At 37.7% G+C, this 23297-nt stretch carries 17 protein-coding genes; 10 read left to right on the forward strand and 7 right to left on the reverse strand.

Annotated features, from left to right (window positions below):
- Positions 1 to 84 precede the first annotated feature (84 nt).
- From HQN83_RS20670 to obgE, 6 genes are all read left to right on the forward strand, one after another.
- Entirely contained in the window at positions 85 to 3513 is a 3429-nt protein-coding gene (locus HQN83_RS20670; protein WP_173092934.1) for a TonB-dependent receptor, read from the forward strand.
- 24 nt (positions 3514 to 3537) lie between these two features.
- Positions 3538 to 5409, forward strand: a complete 1872-nt coding sequence (locus HQN83_RS20675) for a RagB/SusD family nutrient uptake outer membrane protein (RefSeq protein WP_217277441.1) — start codon at positions 3538 to 3540, stop codon at positions 5407 to 5409.
- Between the two features lie 33 nt (positions 5410 to 5442).
- Positions 5443 to 6750 carry an IPT/TIG domain-containing protein gene (locus HQN83_RS20680; protein WP_173092938.1) on the forward strand — a complete coding sequence of 436 codons (1308 nt, stop codon included), beginning with the start codon at positions 5443 to 5445 and terminating at the stop codon, positions 6748 to 6750.
- A gap of 82 nt (positions 6751 to 6832) precedes the next feature.
- Positions 6833 to 8404: a right-handed parallel beta-helix repeat-containing protein gene (locus HQN83_RS20685; protein WP_173092940.1), complete on the forward strand. Its 1572-nt coding sequence runs from the start codon at positions 6833 to 6835 to the stop codon at positions 8402 to 8404.
- A 338-nt stretch (positions 8405 to 8742) separates the two neighbouring features.
- On the forward strand, positions 8743 to 9312 hold the full coding sequence (locus HQN83_RS20690) for an adenylate kinase (protein WP_173092942.1): 570 nt from the start codon (positions 8743 to 8745) through the stop codon (positions 9310 to 9312).
- 102 nt (positions 9313 to 9414) lie between these two features.
- Complete coding sequence (obgE, locus tag HQN83_RS20695) at positions 9415 to 10413, forward strand: GTPase ObgE (protein WP_173092944.1); 999 nt, start codon at positions 9415 to 9417, stop codon at positions 10411 to 10413.
- On the opposite strand, the gene HQN83_RS20700 is transcribed toward obgE, so the two are convergent.
- The 6 genes from HQN83_RS20700 to HQN83_RS20725 form a co-directional block, all read right to left on the reverse strand.
- A complete protein-coding gene (locus HQN83_RS20700; protein ID WP_173092946.1) occupies positions 10410 to 11642 on the reverse strand; it encodes a TCR/Tet family MFS transporter in 1233 nt (410 codons plus the stop codon). The two genes, obgE and HQN83_RS20700, sit on opposite strands and share 4 nt — an antisense overlap.
- 52 nt (positions 11643 to 11694) lie before the next feature.
- Complete coding sequence (locus tag HQN83_RS20705; protein ID WP_173092948.1) at positions 11695 to 12126, reverse strand: SRPBCC family protein; 432 nt, start codon at positions 12124 to 12126, stop codon at positions 11695 to 11697.
- A 102-nt stretch (positions 12127 to 12228) separates the two neighbouring features.
- Positions 12229 to 14394: a peptidase domain-containing ABC transporter gene (locus HQN83_RS20710; RefSeq protein ID WP_173092950.1), complete on the reverse strand. Its 2166-nt coding sequence runs from the start codon at positions 14392 to 14394 to the stop codon at positions 12229 to 12231.
- A 7-nt stretch (positions 14395 to 14401) separates the two neighbouring features.
- On the reverse strand, positions 14402 to 15574 hold the full coding sequence (locus HQN83_RS20715; protein WP_173092952.1) for an HlyD family secretion protein: 1173 nt from the start codon (positions 15572 to 15574) through the stop codon (positions 14402 to 14404).
- Positions 15575 to 15637: 63 nt separating this feature from the next.
- Positions 15638 to 15844, reverse strand: coding sequence for a hypothetical protein (locus HQN83_RS20720; RefSeq protein ID WP_173092954.1), 207 nt, complete (start codon positions 15842 to 15844; stop codon positions 15638 to 15640).
- 262 nt (positions 15845 to 16106) lie between these two features.
- A complete protein-coding gene (locus HQN83_RS20725) occupies positions 16107 to 16985 on the reverse strand; it encodes an AraC family transcriptional regulator (RefSeq protein WP_173092956.1) in 879 nt (292 codons plus the stop codon).
- Between the two features lie 122 nt (positions 16986 to 17107).
- Here HQN83_RS20725 and HQN83_RS20730 point away from each other — a divergent pair, with 122 nt between their 5' ends.
- From HQN83_RS20730 to HQN83_RS20745, 4 genes are read left to right on the forward strand one after another with little or no spacing between them, the layout of a single operon-like run.
- Positions 17108 to 20134, forward strand: a complete 3027-nt coding sequence (locus HQN83_RS20730; protein WP_173092958.1) for a PVC-type heme-binding CxxCH protein — start codon at positions 17108 to 17110, stop codon at positions 20132 to 20134.
- A gap of 18 nt (positions 20135 to 20152) precedes the next feature.
- Positions 20153 to 21010 carry a sugar phosphate isomerase/epimerase family protein gene (locus HQN83_RS20735; protein ID WP_173092960.1) on the forward strand — a complete coding sequence of 286 codons (858 nt, stop codon included), beginning with the start codon at positions 20153 to 20155 and terminating at the stop codon, positions 21008 to 21010.
- Positions 21011 to 21042: 32 nt separating this feature from the next.
- A complete protein-coding gene (locus HQN83_RS20740; protein WP_173092961.1) occupies positions 21043 to 22158 on the forward strand; it encodes a Gfo/Idh/MocA family protein in 1116 nt (371 codons plus the stop codon).
- Between the two features lie 59 nt (positions 22159 to 22217).
- A complete protein-coding gene (locus tag HQN83_RS20745) occupies positions 22218 to 22598 on the forward strand; it encodes a c-type cytochrome (protein ID WP_173092962.1) in 381 nt (126 codons plus the stop codon).
- A 227-nt stretch (positions 22599 to 22825) separates the two neighbouring features.
- Here HQN83_RS20745 and HQN83_RS20750 read toward each other — a convergent pair whose 3' ends face one another.
- Positions 22826 to 23242, reverse strand: coding sequence for a DUF1801 domain-containing protein (locus tag HQN83_RS20750; RefSeq protein ID WP_173092963.1), 417 nt, complete (start codon positions 23240 to 23242; stop codon positions 22826 to 22828).
- Positions 23243 to 23297: the final 55 nt, after the last annotated feature.

Here is a 23297-nt window from a genome sequence, read left to right on the forward strand (position 1 = left end):
CGATTCAATCAACTTTAACCAGCGAATCAACTATTGAGCTTTAAACAAGTGCAATAATCAACTCGCTAATAACCAGACTAACAAATGTATAAAAATTATGCTAATGAACTTGGTGTGCTCGAAAAGTATATCAATAAACTACTGCTGATTATGCGACTAACCACCGTAATATTAATAGCAACCATAATGCAGGTGAGTGCAGTAGGTTTCGCGCAAAAGATAACGCTTTCTGAAAAAAAGGCGACCCTAAAGAGTATTTTTAAAGAGATACGAAAACAAAGTAATTACGACTTTTTATATACCGAAGAGTTATTGCAAAATGCAAAGACGGTAGATATCAAGGTTAATTCTGTAGAACTGAATGAGGTGCTGGAAAAAATTTTCAGTGGCCAACCGCTGTCTTATACCATAGAGGATAGGACGGTTGTGATTAGAGAAAAGGTTAACAATCTTTTAAATAGAAAACCTGTTGTTGCCCGTGTTATCGATATACGAGGCCGTGTAATTGACCCGCAAGGTAAAGGAATACCTGGGGTAACGGTTAGAATAAAGGGTGAAACAGGCGGAGGAACTACTAATAGTAATGGTGATTTTAGCATCGCTGTTACTTCGCCTAATGCTATCCTTATTTTTTCATACACGGGTTTTATTACTCAGGAGGTTTCTGTCGACGGTCAGTCTGCAGTAAATGTGGTACTTAAAGAAGCTGTTGATGAGCTTTCGGAAGTTATAGTAGTTGGTTATGGAACTCAGAAGAAAATTACTGTAACCGGCTCAATCAGTTCTGTGAATATGGCTGATATGAGAACCCCGGTTGCAAATCTTTCTAATGCATTGGCCGGAAAGGTTGCCGGTATTATCTCTATGCAATCAAGTGGAGAGCCTGGGTACGACAATTCACAGTTTACTATTCGTGGGTTAGGAACATTTAAAGGAAATACCTCGCCACTTGTCATTGTGGATGGTGTTCAGCGTGATGATGTGAATAGCGATTTTGGCGGTTCATTTAATAACATTGATCCCGAGGATATTTCTAGTATTTCCCTTCTTAAAGATGCTTCTTCAACAGCGATGTACGGTGCAAAAGGTGCAAATGGAGTATTGATCATTACCACTAAACGAGGAGTGGCAGGTAAAGCTAAGATCTCTTTAAAAGCAGAAAATGGATTTACCGCTTTTACAGAAAGGCCAAAGATGTTGGATGGGATTCAATACATGCAATTGTTAAATGAAGCAAGAACCAATATGGGGCTTCTTCCAAACTTTTCTGAAGAAACTATTCAGAAAACGGCGAGTGGCTTAGATCCTTATATGTATCCAAATGTAAATTGGATAGATGAGGTATACAAAAGTCATTCTTCATTAACTAATGCTCACTTAAATATAAATGGTGGTACTGAATCTGTGCGATATTACATTTCAAGCTCATTTTATAATCAAACTGGCCCATACAAAGTTTCCAACATGAATGGTTTTAATCCCAATCTGGACTTTAAGAGGTATGACTTTAGAAGTAATATTGATGTAAATGTGACTAAAAGCACTTTATTGCAACTGAATCTTGGAGCAATGTTGGTAAATGCCCGTTATCCGGGTATTTCGGCAGGTAGTTTATGGTATCAGTCTTATGCGACCACGCCTGTTGCTTATCCTACGAGATATCCTGATGGTAAATGGGCAGGCCCTGTAACAAATGGCGGTACCAATCCTTTAAATGATGTTCAGAACAATGGGTACTCTGATGAATTTAGACCCTCAGTTCAATCCGTGTTTACTGTAAATCAAAAATTAGATGCGCTAACCCCTGGTTTGTCGTCTTATGCAAGATTTTCATTTGACAGTTACGGACAGTTTGATAACAGAAGGTCGGGTATAAATGACAATTGGCAAGCGATTGGTCGTGATGGTAATGGCGAATTGATGTATACGCAAACGAGAATCGGACAGCAGTTTTTAGGTTACAGTCAATCTTCTACTGGTGAAAGGATGATGTATTTAGAGGGGAATATTAATTATGATAGAACCTTTGGAAATCATCGTTTCGGTGGAATGCTTTTGTATAACATGAGGAATAGACTGGTAAGTACTGCCGGGAATGTGATTGGCTCTATTCCATTCCGTAATCAAAGTTTAGCCGGAAGGATCACCTATGGCTATATGGATAAGTATTTACTTGAAGTTAATGCAGGATACACAGGTTCCGAGAATTTTGAAAAAGGTAAGAAATTCGGAGTTTTCCCTTCAATATCTGGAGGTTGGGTAATCTCTAATGAAAGTTTCTTTAAGCCATTTACTGAGACATTTAGTCTTTTAAAGCTTCGCGGTTCTTATGGTGTAGTTGGTAATGATAACATAGGTAATGAGGCGAGTAGATTCCCTTATTTAACACAAATTGGTGAAGGTGGAGGTGCCGGATTCGGACTAAATGGAACATGGTACGGTGGTTTAACTGAAAATCTAATAGGTGTTGAAAACTTAACATGGGAGAAGTCGTACAAAGGAGATATCGGACTTGAGATAGGTTTGTTCAATAGGTTCAATCTAATTGTTGATGCTTTTGATGAGAGACGTAAAGATATTCTAATCAGAAGAGAATCAATTTCATCAATAGGAGGCTTCGGTTCAACTGCAATCTTTGCAAATCTAGGTGAAATGAGTAATCGGGGTATAGATGCAAGCATTGAGTATAACGATCAGATTGGTGCTGTTGGTGTAAGGGTATTTGGAAATGTAACCTACAGTAAGAATAAAATTATTTTTGCCGATGAGCCTAAAAGAAAGTATGCCTACCAAAGCCAAGCAGGATATGCCTATAATGAGTTTTTGGGATATGTTGCTGATGGATACTTTACCAATCAGGATGATATAGATTCACGTCCTGAACAAAAATTCAGCACTGTGCTTCCTGGCGATATTCGCTATGTGGATCAGAATGGTGATGGGGTTATTGATGCATATGATAGCAAAAGATTGGGTAAATCGCCTTTTCCTTCCTGGTTGTATGGGGCAGGTTTCTCTTTAGCATATAAAAGATTTGATCTTTCGTTGTTTTTTCAAGGAGTGGCTGATGTAGGAATTATGGCGAATGGCGCATATATTCAGGGAAATGGTATGGGAGCTGATGGAGTAGGTGTGGTACCTTTCTCTGGTTTAGGTCAATATCAAAACAATACCCTTGCTAAAGTTTTAGATAGATGGACACCCGAAAATCCTCGTCAGGATGCGTATTATCCTCGTTTAACTGTAGGTAGTCTTTCCGATAATAACTATTTGAACAGCACTCACTGGCTTAAGGATGGTTCTTATATCCGTTTAAAACAGGCTTCTCTAGGATATACACTTACGTCAGAATCTATGAAAAAGGCAGGTGTGCCGGTTTTGTATTTTTATACTTCTGGTCAAAACTTGCTGACCTTCAGTAAATTCAAGATATGGGATCCGGAATTGGGATCTAATGGTGCAAAGTATCCCATTACAAGAATGGTAACTTTTGGTATGAGGGCGCAGTTTTAATAACCATTACTTAAAATGATTACAATGAATAACTTATATAAAAACTTTCTTTCTTTCGGCAGTATTGCACTGTGCATATTGTTGTTTAGTCCAGGTTGTAAATATTTAGATAAAACACCTGATAATTTACTTACTTCTGATATGCTTTGGCAAACCAGAGCAAATGCGGAATCTTACCTAAATCAGATTTATAGTCATATTTCAATACCAGCAGATACTTATAGTATGCTTGGTGCAAGTGATGAAACCTCATGTAGTATTCAAGGGGTAGCCGTTCGTAAAATGATTACTGGAAATTGGAATGCTCAGAGTAATTATTGGTATTACTGGGGTGATAATTATGCCGGTATCAGACAAAGTATTGTATTTGAGCAAAATATTGATAAAATGCCTGAGAGTTTAATCGGAGCAGATTTGAAAAAACAATACAAAGCAGAAGCTATTTTTTTAAGGGGTTGGTTTTACTGGAAGCTATTAAGACAATACGGACCTTTTGTTAAGGTTACTGAATTATTGAGTCTTAATGACGACTTTAATAAATACCCTCGTACACCATTTAATGAATGTGTTGATCATATCAACTCCTTATTAGACAGAGCAGCAGCAGATTTGCCTGATGCCTGGTCTTCTTCGGTAAACTATGGCAGGGCGACTAAAGCATCTTGTCTTGCTGTTAAATCACAAGTAACGTTGTTAGCAGCTAGTCCGCTGTGGAATGGCAATCCAAAGTTTGCAGGGTTTAACAATAAGGATGGGACTTCTTTAGCACCTTCGCAGTACGATGCAAATAAATGGAAAGTAGCTGCTGATGCTGCCAAAGCTGTAATTAACTTGCAGGGTTATAAACTCTTTACAAATATTGATGAAGGTGATGCTCAGTTTGATCCGTATCTATCTTTCCGTAATCTGTTTCTGACAAACTGGAACAATGAAATACTGTTCTCTACCAATTTGGCCAATTCATGGCAGTGGGGGCACGAGGTACGTTGTGCGCCTAAACCAGGAGGGTTTGATATGCAAAATGCAACGCAGAATGTTGTAGATGCCTTTTACACTCGTGATGGAAGGACTATCGATGATCCTCAATCTCATTATGTTGAAACTGGTTTTGTTCAGTCTGATGATCCGGCCAACTGGGGTAAATCAAGAGATGGTTTAAATAGAGGTTATGTTAAAGGGAATTCAAATATGTACGTTAACCGCGAAGCAAGGTTCTATGTAAGTATTCAGTATAACGGCAAACCGGTTTTGCCTGCGCCTACTTCGGATGATAGGAATTTCTTCTCTTCTGATGCAAATAAGGATGGTACAGGTCGTGCTGAGTTTTATTACTCAGGGAAATCGGGAGTTGGTGTAAACAATAATGGAGATATTACGGGTTATGATGTGTTAAAAAATATCAGCCCTGCTTCTAATATAAGAACCAGTTCAGTGGCTTATCGTCCTTTTATTCACCTCCGTCTTGCTGAAATGTATTTGAATTATGCAGAGGCTTTGAATGAGGTGGAGCCAAGTAATACAGATGTATTAAAATACGTGAATCTGGTAAGGCAGCGATCGGGTGTTCCTAATTTGGAAACTGTTTATCCGGGAGCTGTAGGGAATCAGGATGAAATGAGGAAATGGATTTTGAGAGAAAGGCAAATAGAATTGGCTTTTGAAGGTGATAGGTATTTTACTTTGATCAGAAGGTTGATGATGGGAGATACGAAAGTGCAAAGCATTTACAGAATGAATACCATTACAAGTGATGGTAATCAGGGGTTTGCGTTTGCAGATTATAATAAAAGAACCTTGCTTCAAAACAGGGTCTGGACCGATAAGATGTACTTATTCCCTATTGCGCAGGATGATATTGATAAAAATTCATCTTTAGTACAAAACCCGGGCTGGTAATGGAGTTCATCATTTATTAATACGTATAAGATTATGAAAAGATATATATATACTTGCTTATTTATCGCCGCTTTTCTGGTGATAATAATTGCGAGTTGTAAAAAGGATGAAGGATTTAAACATGATGATTCATCTCCAATAACAATTGATAAAATACTTCCTGAAAAGGGTAGTGGCGGTACTGAAATATTAATTAACGGAAGTAATTTTACGACTGATACCTCAAAAATTAAGGTTACTTTAAATGATAAACCTTTAAAGGTAATAGGAGTTAACGGGAAACAATTGATGGTTGTGGTGCCAAAAAAGGCAGGTTCAGGAGCCATTACAGTAACAATTGGCGATAAGACGGCAACAAGTGCAAGTACTTTTACGTACGAGTATACAAGGACTGTGACTACACTTGCGGGTTCTGGCGTTGCTGGGTTTGCAAATGGTCAGGGTGCTGATGCTGTATTTAATTTTAGTAGTGAAGGATGGTATAGGACCAGTGGTATTGTTGTTGATGACAATCTTAATGTGTATGTAACTGATGTAGGCAATCATTGCATCAGGAAAATCGATAAGGACGGAAACGTATCCACTTTTGCTGGTAATCCTAATAGTGGAGGTTACGCTGATGGTAAGGGGACGGCTGCTAAGTTTAGTATCCCTTATGGACTTACAATAGATCCTCAAGGTAATTTGTATTGTGTTGATCCTGGGAATTGGGATGTTAGAAAAATTACTCCAGATGGTACTGCTACTATTTTTGCATGGGCAAATCAAGAACCATGGAGTGTTGCTTTCGATAAGAAGAGCGGTAATGTTTTTTATACGAGTTGTAATCCTTCAGGTAACGTTTATCAAGTTACGCCTGAGGCTGTTACTAGTCAAGTGATTGCCGGTTTGAATCGTCCTTCGGCGCTTGCGTTTGATAATGCGGGTAATCTGTTTGTAAATATGCAAGGAGAGCAGGTAATTAAAAAATTCGATGTTCCTAATTGGACTGGTAAAACTGTCGCTGGATCCGGTTCAGTTGGCTATTTGGATGGAGCGGCTGGTACTGCAAAATTTGCCTATGCATGGGGGATGTCTATTGATGCTGAGAATAATTTATATATAGCTGGGAATGGCTCTGATGGCGCTAGTACTTCTAATCCTGATCAGAGCATTCGTTATGTCAATGGAACCACTTATGAAGTAAGTACTTTCGCTGGATCTGCAAATGCAGGGAATGTAAATGCAGTTGGCAAAGCAGCAGCATTTAGTGCTCCTGCAGGAGTGACTGTTGATAAGAACGGAACTGTTTATGTGTTGGATAGAAATAACAATAGCATTAGGAAAATAGTCTCAGAATAAACTTTTTAGTTGATTTTAATACAAACATTGCGACCAATTAAAGGCTTTTTGCTCTTAATTGGTCGCTTATTGAATTTATAAAATGAATACAGTAGGATTAAATTGTTTTAAGCGCATTTTTCTTTTAGGAGTCATCATGTTAAGTTATGGTGTTTTATCTGCGTGTAGTAAGAAAAGTTCCTCATCCGGTTCAGATAAGCCAGAAGTACAAGCTTCAGGAAAAGATATTTATGTTGCTGTTAATGGAAATGATTCAAACAATGGGACATTGGAAGCTCCGGTAAACACTATTAAGAAAGGACTTGAATTAGTTAACCCCGGCTTTACGGTTTTTGTAAGAGGAGGCACCTACAAGGAAAAAGTCTCCTTTTCTAAATCTGGAAGAAAAGATAAAGTGATTACTTTAAAACCGTATCAGGAAGAAAAAGCTATTATTAGTGGCGATGGACTTTCTGTGTCTGGCAATGAAGCATTGATTACGGTAAATAATGTAAGCTTTATTGTAATTGATGGTTTTGATGTTTGTGATTTTAAAACGACTAATGCATGGGCTAATGTTGATGGGATAGTAGTAAAAGGTGGGTCAAATAACATCACCTTAAAAAAGAACCGTGTATTTAATATTGAAAATAATGCTGCTCCCGAAAAAGGGAGAAGTGGCCATGGGATACATATAATTGGTAATACTGAAGTTCCTCTTACAAGAATTTTAGTTGAAGAAAATGAGGTTTTTGATTGCAATACAGGCTACAGTGAAAACTTAACAATAAATGGTTATGTAGATGGTTTTGAGATTAGGAAAAACAAGGTTTACAATGGCGAGAATATTGGCATTGTGGCTGCGGGGGGCTATGCTGCAAATCCTAATCCGGCTTATAATTATGTGCGTAATGGAATAATTGCTGATAATGAAATCTTTAATATTGATGGTAGAACAGGCCCAATTCCTGCATATAAGGATCATAATGGGGCTATAGGTATTTATATTGATGGCGCTAGAAATATTCTGGTTGAAAGAAATCTGGTTAGGGATAGCGGTCGCGGTATTGGAATTGTTAGCGAAACAGACAACTTTCCTACTCAGGAATGTATTGTAAGAAATAATGTGGTTTACAATTGTTCACTGGCAGGAATATATCTTGGTGGTTATATAGGTTATACAGGTGGGGGGACTAATAAATGTTATATAGTTAACAATACCTTGTATCAAAATAGCAAAGATTTGGGCTATTCGAATGAAGTTGAGGGTGAGATTAGGTTAACTGAAAATTGTAATGATAATGTGATTAGTAATAACATTATTTATCCAAGGGTGGATAGGGGTGTATTTATTAATAAGCAGGTTGCAGGTGGTTCAAATAATGTTGTTAGCAATAATTTGTACTATTCTAAAGGATTAAACATTTGGCGATGGAATAACGTTCCTTATACAGATTTTGCTTTGTGGAAAGCAGCTTGTGGAGGTGATAATGGCTCTTTGTCGGGTACAGATCCTCTGTTTGTAAATGCTGTAGCTAATGATTTTCATCTTAATTCTGCATCACCTGCAAAAAATACAGGAACGGTTATTTCTACTGCAATAAATGGGGCAACTGACAAAGAAGGTAAAACCCGAATTGTGAATAATTTGATTAGTAAAGGAGCTTATCAATAGTTGGTAATAATGGCTTAATTACCTTGCAGTGGCCCTTGGTAGGGGTTATTTGTAAAAAAATGGATATAGTAAATTAATAATTATATATTTGCAGGCTAAAAAGTAACCTTCTTTTCTCTGTATTTATTGAGATTAATGAATTGAGAACTGGAGAGTTATCACAACTGATTTAATAGGTATAAGTAAATTATTTTGAATGGTTAAATCTCTATTTGTAGAAGTGAATTTTATTAAATCTTCAATAAATTTCTCAGAGATTTTTAACTGTGAATGTATAAATAACAATCAAAAGCCTTACTGCTTGCGCAGAAGGCTTTTTAACTTTAAAGACAACCCGAATGCTTAATTTTGTTCTCTTTGGCCCACCGGGTGCAGGCAAAGGCACCCAATCAGAAAAATTAATTGAGAAGTATCAGTTAATTCACATTTCAACAGGCGACCTTTTTAGGGCCCATATCAAGAATCAATCTCCTTTGGGACAGAGAGTAAGTGCCCTGATTGCAGAAGGACAACTTGTACCTGATGAAATTACAATCGCTATGTTGGAAGAAGAAGTTGATAAGAATCCTGGAGCTAAAGGATTTATATTCGACGGATTTCCTCGTACAGTTCCTCAGGCAGAGGCATTGGATGAGTTTCTTGTAAGCAAAGGAAGTTCAATTGCCGGTGTAATTGCACTTGATGTTGATCAGGAAGAGCTAACTAAACGTATTGCGCAAAGACAAATTGAGACTGGTCGTGTTGATGATCAGGCTGATAAGTTGCAAAAGCGTATAGAAGAGTACTTCAGTAAAACTATTCACGTTTTACCTTACTATGAAGGGCAAAGGAAACTAAGTAAAGTTAATGGTATCGGAAAAATCGATGACATTTTTGCTGAGTTAAGCGCTGTAATAGATAAATACTAATTCAATAATAATACAAATAGCGGGGCGGATTTTCAGTTCTTCCCGCTATTTTCATGTACCCTGAAAAGTTCTTTCAGGTTTATTTTTTTAAAAAAGAAGGTTATGTCACAAGGTTCCAATTTTGTAGATTATGTTAAAATATGCTGTCGCTCTGGAAAAGGAGGGTCGGGCTCTGCACACTTGCACCGGGATATACGGACTTCTACTGGTGGACCTGATGGTGGTGATGGTGGTCGTGGTGGTCACATCATACTAAGGGGAAATACTCAGTTCTGGACATTGCTTCACTTAAAATATCGTAAGCATATTATCGCTCAGGATGGTGCACCAGGTTCTAGTGGTACATCAACAGGGAAACAGGGTAAGGATGAAATTCTTGATGTTCCTCTTGGTACTATTGCTAAAGATGCTGAAACCGGAGAAGTCCTTTTTGAGATTACTCAGGAGGGTGAAACCAAGATTCTTACTTCTGGAGGAAGAGGCGGTTTAGGTAACTGGCATTTTAAAACACCTACTTTGCAAACTCCACGTTTTGCACAGCCAGGAGAATCAGGTAAAGAAGAGTGGATGGTACTTGAACTTAAGGTTCTTGCAGATGTTGGTTTGGTTGGATTTCCTAATGCGGGTAAATCAACTTTGTTGTCTGTAGTATCAGCTGCTAAACCAGAGATTGCAGATTATCCTTTTACAACGATTGTACCTAATTTAGGTATTGTTTCTTACAGGGATAATAAATCTTTTGTAATGGCGGATATTCCTGGAATTATAGAGGGTGCTTCTAAAGGTAAAGGATTAGGTTATAGATTTTTAAGACATATAGAGCGTAATTCTGTATTGCTATTTATGGTGCCTGCTGATACACAAAGAACTATAACTGAAGAGTATGAAATACTTAAGGCAGAGCTTAAGGATTATAACTCTGAGCTTATGCAAAAACCACATTTACTGGCGATTACCAAATCAGATATGCTTGATGAGGAACTAGTAGCAGAAATGAAGAAGGAACTTCCTAAAAATATTCCTTCTATATTTATTTCATCTGTAGCACAAAAAGGATTAGTTGAATTAAAAGATATGATTTGGGCAGCTATTAATAGCTAAGCATTCTTTCTATTTATAAACGAATGCCCCTTCATTGTTTTAAAAGCAATTAATACACTTATTAGCATCAATACAGCTCCGGCTAAAAACGGAGCTCCTGCAAATTTAACTGTCGCACCGGGCCTTGTAAACCATGCAAATAAGTTTGTCATGAATATGGGGCCTATAATTGCAGTTACACTCATTAAACTCGTTAATGCACCTTGCAATTCTCCTTGTTCGTTTTGAGGTACATTGCCAGACATAATTGCTTGTAAAGCAGGTCCTGCAATACCACCAAGGCAATAAGGAACCAGGAAAGCGAACATCATCCAGCTTTCTGAAGCGAAGGCAAACAGGAAAAGACCTATAGCATATAGAATAAACCCTACATAAATACTCTTTTCATTACCCAGTTTAGGATTAATAAAACGGATTAAGCCACCTTGTACGGCAGCTACAAGAACACCTACTACAGTTAATGATATTCCTATCATTGAGGTACTCCAGTTAAACTTCTCGATATTGATAAATGTCCATGTGCTTTGCACTGAATGACTGGCTATATAAAGGAAAACAAGTGCTATGATTAGGCCGCCGAGACCTTTGTATTTTCTAAGCTGCATCAAAGAGCCAAGTGGGTTAGCTCTTTTCCATTCAAATGCACGTCTATGTTCTTTATCTAGTGATTCAGGTAATACAAAATAGCCATAAATCACATTAATAAAAGTTAATATTGCTGCGGCTACAAAAGGTACACGCGGACCAATTTCTCCAAGTAAACCTCCAAGGGCAGGGCCAATAATAAAGCCTACTCCAAAGGCTGCTCCAATCATTCCGAAATTTTGTGCACGATTTTCTTTTGTACTGATGTCTGCAATATATGCTGTAGCTGTGGTCATGCTTGCGCCAAAAACACCGGCTATTATGCGACCTACAAAGAGCCACCATATGGTAGGGGCTAAGGCAAGGAAAATATAATCTATTCCGAATCCCAATAGGGATAAAAGTAGAACTGGTCGCCGACCGTATTTATCACTTAGGTTTCCGATGATGGGAGCGCAAATAAATTGCATAATAGCATATGCAAAGGTTAACCAGCCACTCCATTGAGATGCCTGGCTAATATTGCCGCCAATTAGCTGTTCAATTAACTGAGGAAATACAGGGATGATAAGGCCAATGCCAATAACATCAAGTAGTAAGGTGATAAAAATGAAACTTAACGCAGCCTTTCGGGATGTTGCCATAAATAGTAGAAGTGTTTTACACCCCGCAAGGTATAACATTTGCTTGGGAAAATTATTCTTTCTCCAGATATTCCTTTAATAAAGTGCCTATAATCATGTTCCATCCTTCAGTGAAATTATCTTTAGCAAATGCCGAATCCCTATCTGCAGGAAAGCTTTCTAAGCCCTCGTGCGTCAGCTTTAGTCTCGTTTTTTCTCCTTCTTCTGACAATTCGAAGGTTACATATGACATCCCTGGTTGGCTGTCGTAATGCCAACTGTAAATAAGTTTGTGGTAGGGCACTACTTCGGTTACTTTACAAATATGAAGGTATTTTTTCTCTTCACTTCCACCATAAAACTTAAACTCAAAACCAACTTCCGGTTCAAATTCCTCAATGTCAAAATACCATTGTTTCATCTTTTGGTTGTCAGTTAATGCTTGCCAAACACTATTTATTGAAGCATTAAGGATTCTCTCAATTACAATTGGTTCCGTTTTCATAGCGTTACATTTGTTTATTGAATACACAACAGATATTTTGCCATTAAGTTCTAAGTTTAAACGAAAGCTTTTGGTTGCCTAAAATAAGATTAGAAACAGACATTAAACCTGACTTGTTAATTGAGGGACTTGTAACTTCCAAAGATTTGCATAGGCAGAATTTTTATCAAATAACAACTCGTTATGTGTTCCTTCTTCAACCACAAGTCCTTTGTCTAATACAATGATCTTGTCAGCATTGTTTAGTGTGCTTAGGCGATGGGCTATAACGATTACAGTTTTATTTTGTGCCTTTAATAGTTCAATCATTCTTTGCACATGCTGCTCAGATGCTGAGTCCAATGAGGAAGTAGCTTCATCAAGGATAAGAATCTCTGGATTACAATATATTGCTCTGGCTATTGCTATACGCTGTCTTTGTCCGCCTGATAGGGTAGTCCCATTTTCTCCAAGGTATGTTTGGAATCCTGATGGCAGTGTTTCTATAAAGTCTATAATTCCAAGTTGAGTGGATATATCGATGATTCTTTGCATATCCGGTTCATAATCACCAACTGCAATATTGTCAATTACGTTTCCGGCGAAGAGGTCAATTTTCTGTGGTACTACAGAAACAACATTTCTAAGAGAAGAGTTACGAATATATTTTAAGTCGTATTTGCCAATGCTAACATTCCCTTTTTGGATAGGGTAGATGTTTTGGAGTATAGACATGAGGGTTGATTTACCCGAGCCGCTTTCTCCAACAATGGCAGTGAATTTCCCTTTAGGTATGGTTAAGTTAAGGTTTTCAAAAACTGTAACCCTGGTTCCATAACGGAAAGAAACATTCTCAAAATGAATATCACCTATTTTATCAGGTGTAAGATCAATCTGGTTCTCATCATTTTCTCTCTCTAAGTCCATGATCTCAAATAGCCTGTCAGCAGCTATAACGGCATCCTGAACGGTTCTATTCATGCCAATTAAAGAAGATACCGGTCCGGTGAAATAACCTATAAGTGTATAAAATGATAGCAGTTCACCTGGGGTAATTTTACTTTCCAATACATAGCCTGCGCCTACCCATAACAAGATAATGGTAAGTAATCGCGACACCAATTCGGAAGAGGTTCCTGAAAAAACGGAATTGATATTAGATTTAAATCCTGTTTGCAATAATTTTATAAAGCGTGTTTCAGTTTTTTCATTGGCATGCCCCTCTAAACCGAAACGTTTTATTGTCCCTATAGCATTTAAGCTTTCAACTAATTGTGATTCCAGTTCAGCTGAATCCTCCATTAGCTTTCTCTGAGCCTTTTTATTCAGTTTATTAGTAATGTAGTAGATCAGGAGATATAATGGGATTACCGTTAGCATGATTAAGGCCAGCTTCCAGTAATAGGTAAACATCATTATAAATGAGAAAAATACAATAAAGATGTTTACTAAAAAGTTTATGCTCACATCATTAAGGAAGGCTCTGATTTTTACTGCATCATTAATCCTTGAAATGATTTCGCCGACACGCATGGTGTCAAAAAACTGTTGAGGTAGTTTTAGCAAGTGTTTGTAATACCCTAGTATCAGTTGGGCATCTATCATTTGCCCTGTTTTGAGGGTGAAGATAGTTTTAGCCGTGCCTATAAAGAGTTGAAGTGCCAGAATGACAATCATTCCTATACTCATTAAATTGAGTAAGTTCCTATTCCCATCTACAAGTACAAAATCGACTAACTTTTGTACAAATACAGAAGTAGATAATCCAAGTATGGTATAAACAATTGCGCCAAATAATGCCTGTAAAAGGATGCTTTTGTGAGGTCGTATCAGATTCCAGAAGCGACCTTGTACAGATACTTTTTCATTTCCCGACTGAAACTCTTCGGCAGGAAGAAGCAGTACTAAAGCGCCTGTCCATTCTTTTTTAAACAACTCATGACTTTTGCGGTGCATCTGCCCGTCAATCGGATCCATCACCTCAACATATTTACTGGTGACTTTATAAATCACCACATAGTGTTGTAGGATGTTTTCGACAATAAGATGTGCAACGGCCGGTTTTGGAATTTTAAAGAGACTATCAAATGGGCCTTTAACCCCTTTAGCCTCAAAGCCCAATTTTTCGGCAGCCTCTACCATTCCAAGTACGTTTGTTCCCTTTTTGTCTGTACCTGCAAGTTGCCTGATACGTGCAAGAGGCAAATCTAATTTATAGTGGGATGCTATAGAGGCAAGGCAAGCTGCTCCACAGTCAGTTATATCATGTTGTTTTACTTTGATGCTCATAGCCTTCTCATATCGCTCCGCTAACATTTGGATTTACCCAATCATCTACCTTATCGTATAATAATTGGTATAAACTCCTTTCGGTTACAGTAAAGCGGGCAGTAAAATTCATACCCTTTTTTAAATATCCTTTGTAACCATTTTTTAAAACTAAATAATTCCTGTCCAGACTACATTTTACCTTAAACACGGGCTGGCTATTGTTAATTATGATGATATCATCAGAAATGTCCAGCACTTTTCCTTCGGCTAAGCCCCATTGATTATAGTTAAATGCATCTATTTGGAAACGAACCTGCTGTCCTTTTTTTATTAAACCAATATCTGCAGGTTTGATATAGCAAAAGGCCGTTATGTTCGTGTCGGGAGATATTTCTCCTATTTTTTGATTGGCAAAAACATAAGCTCCTTTTTGAAGACCAACTAAGTTTTGTAATGAACCAGCTATAGGTGCTCTTAATATGTATTGCTTTTTTTGTTCGTTTATTTCTACCTGCTGACCAGAAAGCTCACGCAATTCATTGCGCAATTGATTAGCCTCTGTTTGCCATTGGGTTTTATATTTTGTACTAACCATTAAAAATGCAGATTCTGCCTGTTCAAGTTCAAATTTATACTTGTCGTATTCAGACTCTGTAAGCACTTTATTCTGGTATAGCTTGTTGTATCGGTTGAAGGTGCTCTCGGCTTGCTTTTTTGCTATTCTTGCATTTTCAAGCTCTTGGGCAAATTGCTGCCAGGAAGCATTGTACTGACCTGTTTGCAGACTTGGATAACTGTATCCGTTTCGGTTAATATAAATTAACAGCATACTTATATCCTTCAGGAATTGTCCGATTTGTCCCTGACGGTTTTGTACCAAGGCACCCTGCTGTTTGGGGAGCGCTCCATCAATAATTAGGAGTGTATCGCCTTGTTTAAGTTTCTTATTGTCTGTAAGCTTAAGCAGGGTAAGTCTGCCGTTTACAGGTATTGTTAGTTCAGTTTTTTCAATTGAAGATTGTAATAGACCAGAGCTTTTTACACTGATTGGAGTTTTTATAAATGGGAGAGCGGCAAAGGTTCCAAGGATTGCAAATACTGCAATTAGGTATATTAGCTTGGTTGACTTATTGATTTGTGATCGATAAACAAGAGAGGTACTTGAAATTGTTTCTGCGGAATAGGTAGACAGGGGCATATAGGGGGATATTAAAGTAACCACCACTCTGAATTTCAGAATGGCGGTTACAGATATTTTTTCTTACAGGCTCCAAACCAGTTTCAAAACATTTGTTAATGTTTTGCTTAAGAAAGAAGAAGTATCAGCAGCTACAGAGTTTACAGTACCTACAACAGAAGTCAAAAGACTATCTAAGATACCACCTAGCAAACCACCACCTTCAACTTTTGTCATTTCAGCTGTGTTCATTTCTTGAACACCAAGATTGTTTAATTCTAACTTGTTCATAATAGGGGTTGTTATTATTAAATTCCTTACTCATTAAAGGCTTTTCAGGATACGCCTATGTTGGCCAACACTGAAACGAAAGTAGTAATAAAAGTGAAAAAACAATGTCGAGGTAGTGGAGCTCAAATGACACCATATGTTGACTTATATAGGTGAAATGTGGGTTTTTGGCTTTAAAACCATTTGTATAATAGGGAAATCAATGGTGTGCTCAAATTTGTTCAATTTGTTCATTTAGTGCAGTCTGCAGCAGTCGAAAATTCTAGATGCTTTCTGTCCTTATTTTAAGGTATTCATTCCTATACTGAAGAGGAGTTTTTCCTGTTACCTCTTTAAATTGCTTGTTAAAATTAGAAAGAGTTGTGTAGCCCGCATCATAACTCACACTGTTGATGCTGATTTTATTTTCATTCAGAAGTTTGCGCGCATAATCAATTCTTAGCTCCTTTAAGAAATCTGAAAAAGACTTGTTAACTCTCGATTTGAAATATCTGCTAAATGAAGTCGGTGTCATGTTTATAAGATCGGCTATAACCTCCAGGCTTATCTTGTGTTTAAAATTCTTCATTATGTAATGATAGATCTTATTCATCCTGTCAGACTCAGTTCTGTTGTTTATTGGGATATAATTAACATGAGTAATGGGGTGGCATTCTGTAGACTCAGCTAGAGTATTTAAGATTTGAAGTAATATAATTATCCTAGTTGCGCCTTTTGCATGAAGTAATTCCTGCATCATTTTGCTGACAACCTTATTGGTTTTACCATGAATCTCCAAACCTCTTCCTGCATTTTCAAATAGTAAGCGGATGTTCTCCAATTCCTCCTTTGTGTTGATGATATCCCCTAGAAAGTTTTGCGGAAAGTAGATTACTATACCTAGCGTTTTGGATAACTTTTTAATATCCGCCGGGTCGTTCCTCCATAGGTGTGGTAGATTTGGCCCTGTAAATACAAGGTCGCCAGGATTAAAAGGTTTAATGTTATCTCCAATAAAGCGTGTTCCCCAGCCTTTTAGTACCAAAAACAATTGATATTCAGGATGCAAGTGTAAGTTAGGGTCGAAATTTAATTCCTCCAGTCGCTTTACAACCAGTACTTTGGAGTATGGGATAGCTGATTTTTGAACAATACTTTTCATCTAATGTGAAAGTATGTAAAAATAAGTCAATGACAAAATAGAGTTAGAATCTGATAAAATTTAGATAGAATAATGATATAATAATTGGCTTATTTGTATTTCCAAATATAAGAATGGCCAAAATGAAAAAGATTATTTTTCTAATCGTACTAAGTAGTATCCTGTTTCAATATTGTTCCAATAAAACCAGGGTAGTGGGTGGAAACACAGAAAAGCAGCATCCTCGGAGAGCTGAAGTTTTATTTCTGGGGAATGAAAGCACCCATCACAATTCATCAAAACTTGCACCAATGCTAATCAGTCCTCTTTTTGCGCTGGGCATTAATGTTACTTATACAGCAGATACAAGTTTGTTAAACACAGAAACGCTTAATAAATACGATGGCATAATTATTTATGGTAATTACGATACCATTACGCCAGATAAAGAAAAAGCGCTTAAAGATTTTGTAGAAGGTGGAAAAGCATTGATACCTATCCATTCTGCATCATTCTGCTTTCAAAATTCTGATTGGTACATTAAGGCTGTCGGTGGACAGTTTAGTACGCATAAAACGGGGGTATTCTCTGCGGTAACTGTAAACAAAAATCATCCGGTTATGAAGGGTGTTAATCCATTCTCATCATGGGACGAAACGTATGTTCATACGAAGTTAAATCCAGATATGACCGTTTTGCAGGAACGTGTGGAGGGTGACTTACATGAACCATATACCTGGGTTCGTAAACAAGGTAAGGGAAGGGTATTTTACACTGCAAGTGGTCACAATGACAGTACTTGGAAGCAACCTGATTTTATAAAACTTATCGGAAACGGTGTACTATGGGCATTGGGAGATAAGGTTCAAAAACAAATTTTAGACTATAAAATTCCGGTAGGTGTATATTCAGATGCTAACATACCTAATTACGAAAATCGTAATCCTGCACCAAGATTTCAGCATGCTTTTACACCTGCAGAATCTCAAAAGCGCATTCAGGTTCCTGTAGATTTTGATATACAGTTATTTGCTTCAGAACCTGATATTATCAATCCTATTTCAATGGCATGGGATGAAAAGGGTAGGTTATGGGTAATAGAGACTATTGACTATCCAAATACGATAAGAAATAAAGATGGTAAGGGTGATGATAGAATAAAAATCTGTGAGGATACAGATGGTGACGGCAAAGCCGATAAGTTTACAATTTTTGCTGATGGCCTAAATATTCCTACCAGTATCATGTTTTCAAATGGTGGTGTAATAGTTGCTCAGGCTCCGAATTTTATTTTCTTGAAGGATACTGATGGGGATGATAAAGCTGATATTCGTGAGAACCTTATAACTGGTTGGGGTAAAAGTGATACTCATGCAGGGCCATCTAATTTAAAATATGGCTTTGATAATAAGATATGGGGAGTTGTAGGTTATTCCGGTTTTGAGGGTAAAATTGGCGATCAGAATTTAAAGTTTGGTCAGGGTGTTTATAGCTTCAGTCCTGATGGTAAGAACTTCGATTTTAAAGGCAGAACAAGTAATAACACCTGGGGATTAGCTTTTACAGAAGATAACGACGTATTTATTTCTACAGCCAATAATACACATACGGCATTTTTCTCGATGCCTGAAAAATATATGCGCAAAGTATTGCCGGGTTCTAATGTTCAATCAGTTCAGAAGATTGATGGGCACTATGAGATGCATGTGGTATTTCCAAATTTAAGACAAGTGGATGTGCATGGTGGTTTCACTGCTGCAGCAGGACATAATTTTTATACAGCCAGAAATTTCCCTAAAAGCTATTGGAATAGAACAGCTTTTGTTTGTGAGCCTACTGGTCGTGTAATCCACAGTGCAATACTTGAAAAAGAAGGAGCTGGATTTATTGAAAAAGATGGCTGGAACTTTTTAGCAAGTTCTGATGAGTGGGTAGGCCCGGTACATGCCGAAGTTGGTCCTGATGGTGCAGTATGGGTGGCAGACTGGTATGATTTTATCATTCAGCATAATCCTACACCTCGTGGATTTGAGAATGGTGAAGGTAATGCTTATATAAACCCATTGCGTGATCGTGTACGCGGTCGTGTTTACAGAATTAAATATAAAAACGCAAAACCGTATACTCCTATTAAGCTGTCTAAAGACAATCCTGAAGGATTATTGTCGGCTTTAGAAAATGATAATTTATTCTGGAGGATGACAGCTCAGCGCTTACTGGTAGAATCTAAAAACTTGTCAGTTTTGCCTGGTCTTTACAAAATTATTAATAACCAAAAGGTTGATGAAATAGGCTTAAATGGACCGGCTGTAAATGCAATCTGGACTTTACAGGGATTAGGTACTTTAGATGGATCTAATGCTGAAGCTTTAAAAGTAGTGCAGTCAGCGTTAAGCCATCCGGCGGCTGGTGTAAGGAAAGCAGCAATTCAGGCACTTCCGAAAGACAATGCAATGATTGGGGCAATCCAAAAAGCAAATTTACTTAAGGATAAAGATTTGCGTGTACGATTAGCGGCCATACTTGCCATATCAGATATACCGGCTTCTGTTCACCTTGGGCATCTTTTATATGAAGCGGCTACAGATTCTGTAAATGCAAAGGATAAGTATGTTGCGCAGGCATTGTATACAGCAGCATTACTGCACCATGAGGGATTTTTAGCAATGTCTAAAACTGCTTCAAGTCAGTCACCATTTATACAGACAATCGTTAAGGAGATTCTTCCAAATGTAAAAACTAAAGAAGTTGCCACGTCTGAAAAGGAGCATCATTCTGCAAATCCTGCTAATGAAGTGGTGATCAATATTAAGATTGTTGAGCACGTGATGAAGTTTAATAAAACCTCATTCACTGTAAAAGCAGGACAAACAGTAACTATCAACCTGGAAAACCCTGATTTTATGCAGCACAATATGGTAATCGCTAAACCAGGTACACTTAAAAAAGTTGGTGCAGCGGCTGATGAAATGGCGAAAGATCCTAATGGTGCAGAGAAAAATTATGTGCCCGCTATTCCTGAAATCTTGTTCTCAACTAAGTTGTTGAATCCGGAAGAAAAAGTTGTTTTGCAGTTTACAGCACCTGATAAACCAGGAGACTACCCTTTTGTGTGTACTTTCCCTGGGCATTGGAGTATCATGAATGGTATAATGAAAGTAACCAAATAATTAGAGCAAGGGTATATTATGAGTTTAAATATTAAGTTAGGTGTTAGTACGTGGTTATGGACATCCCCCTTTAAAACAGATACCATTTCATTGTTTTCAAAGATTAAAAGTATGGGGTATGATTTGGTAGAAATACCGGTTGAAGATCCCGCTTTAATTGATATAAAAAGTGTTAAAGAAGCGCTTAAAGAGTTTGAGCTGGAAGCAGCCATTTGTGGGGCATTTGGGCCTTCAAGAGATTTAACACATGATGATGTGAGCTATCACAACACCAGTTTTGATTATATAGAATCATGTCTGGAAATAGCGTATGAACTTGAAGCAGGTTTTTTTGCCGGACCAATGTATTCTGCGGTAGGTAAAGCGCGTTTGGTTTCGCCTGAACAGAAAAAAATAGAGTGGAACAGAGCTGTTTCCAATCTTTATAAGGTTGGTGAAATGGCAGATGAAAGGGGTCTTCAACTGGCTATAGAACCTTTAAATCGTTTCGAGTCTGATCTGATCAATACTGCAGAAGATGTTGTTCAGCTGATCAATGATATTGGTCATCCTGCAGCGAAAGTATTGTTGGATGGTTTTCATATGAATATTGAGGAACCTGATATCGAAAGGGCAATCTTATTGGCAGGAGATAATCTTCTTCATGTACAGGTTTCGGAAAATTACAGAGGTACTCCAGGTACTGGTCAAACCAGATGGGATGCTTTTAAAAGAGGCTTGGAGGCTATCAACTATCAGGGCGCAGTTTCTGTTGAAAGTTTCACTCCTGAAGTAAAGGAATTGGCCGGTGCGGTTTGCATCTGGCGTCCGCTTGCTTCGAGTCAGGATAATTTTGCTGACGAAGGGATTAAATTTTTAAGAAATTGGAGTAAATAACAAATCAAGAAAACACACTATCGTATAATAAGATGAGTCAGAAAAAAATAAACATTGCTATTGTAGGACTTGGATTCGGTGCAGAGTTCATTCCAATTTATCAAAAACATCCTTATGCAAATATGTACGCTATATGTCAGCGTAATCCTGAAAAATTAAAGGAAATAGGAGATGCATTTGGAATAGAGAAGAGATATGCCAGCTATGAGGAATTGCTTAAAGATCCTAATGTAGATGCGGTTCACATCAATACGCCAATACAAAATCACGCAGAACAATCTATTGCGGCCCTAAGAGCAGGTAAACATGTGGCATGTACAGTGCCTATGGCTACTACAGTTGAGGAATGCCGTCAGATTGTTGAGGCTGTTAAAGAAACCGGATTAACCTATATGATGATGGAAACGGTTATCTACAGTCGCGAATTTCTTTTTGTAAAGGAACTTTATGAAAAAGGTGAACTGGGTAAAATCCAATTCCTAAGAGCATCTCATCAGCAGGAAATGGCAGGTTGGCCGGGGTATTGGGAAGGTTTGCCGCCAATGCATTATGCTACGCATTGTGTAGGGCCTGTACTGGCATTGCCAAAGGCACAGGCAGCGTATGTTTCTTGTTTTGGCTCAGGTAAAATTGATGATAACCTGATTGAGAAATATGGTTCTCCGTTTGCTATTGAAACTTGTCATATCAAATATCGTGATTCGGATCTGTCTGCAGAAGTTACAAGATCACTGTTTAATACTGCAAGACAATACCGTGAGAGTTTTGATGTGTATGGCTCTAAAAAATCTTTTGAATGGACGTTGGTTGAACATGAAGACAGTGTAATTCACACCGGTGAGTCTCCTGAAAAAGTGAAGATTCCTGATTATGCACATCTTCTGCCTAAGGAAATTCAGCATTTTACAACTGCGGGTGTATATGATTCTGAAGATAATCAACACCTTTCATTTATTCAGGGCTCTGGTCATGGTGGTTCGCATCCACATCTTGTCAATGAGTTTTTAAATGCATTGATTGAAAACAGAGCTCCATACCCTGATGCGCAGGAATCTGCGAACATTACCTGTGTAGGTATTTTGGCTCATGAATCTGCAATGAAGGGGGGAGAAATAATTCCTTTGCCAGATTTCACGTTTAAATCATAAAAATTAGTTTATTTGCATTATCAAATGAACCGAACTCAATTAATTTTAATGTATTAAATATGAAAAAGAGCTTTGTCTTTTTAATTTGTTCTGTTTTTGCTGTATGCTCAAGTAGCTACGCACAAACTAAGAAAACCGGTAAAGTGGGGGCTAAACCGGCATCTGGTGTTTCATCACCTGCAGATATTGCACAGGGAAAAGCATTGATTGCAAAATCAGATTGTTTTGCATGTCACAAACCAACCGAAAAACTTGTAGGACCAGCGTATTCAGATGTTGCAAAGAAATATCCTGCAACACCGGCTAACGTTACTATGTTGGCTAAAAAAGTAATTAAAGGTGGAAGTGGAGTATGGGGCGAAATACCTATGGCACCACACCCTTCTGTTACTCAGGCAGACGCTGAGAAAATTGTAAGGTATATACTTGCTACTAAGTAATTACTAAACTAAAAAGAGGTCGATTCCGTCATCCTGAATTTATTTCAGGACCTCTCAAGAGAAAGGAAGCCTTATTTGTGCGAGGTCCTGAAATAAATTCAGGATGACGGACGTAAAAAAAAGAGGGTGTAAAATACACCCTCTTTTTAGTTAAAAGCTTTTTCTATTTAACTCCTTTTCTAATTAATTCTTTTCCTATTTAACTCTTCCGCTAATTAACTCTTTCCCTAATTAGTTTCTAACAGTTTAAGCCATTCCGTAATTATTGCTTTCAGTGAATCTTGTTTAGCTTTTACATCATCCAGGTCTTTAAACCTTACTAATTTTCTGCCATCAGGAAAATTGCCTTCAAGTAAGCCGGTGGTATCATTAACTTTCGCGCCGGTAGGGAAGACCAATAATATATTGCCTTTATGTAGGTTTACTACCACAATATCTCTTTTGTATTCTTTAGGGTCAAAGGGTTTCATCGGGCCTGTATAATAGAAGCAGGGCGAGTTCCATTTTATTTGTTCTCCAATTTCTTTGTCTGTACTTAAAATAATCTGCCGTATATACTGCGTTGTGGCTGCGATAGGTTGCTCTAATCTTTTGATATGTGCACTTACCTTATTTGAATTTGTAGCGGTTTTAGAGATAGTCATATTTAGAGATGGTTGATTCTGATTAGTATTTAGCGAGATATTTTTTACAATAGTA

It is taken from the genome of Pedobacter foliorum (assembly GCF_013266735.1).
GTDB lineage: Bacteria > Bacteroidota > Bacteroidia > Sphingobacteriales > Sphingobacteriaceae > Pedobacter > Pedobacter foliorum.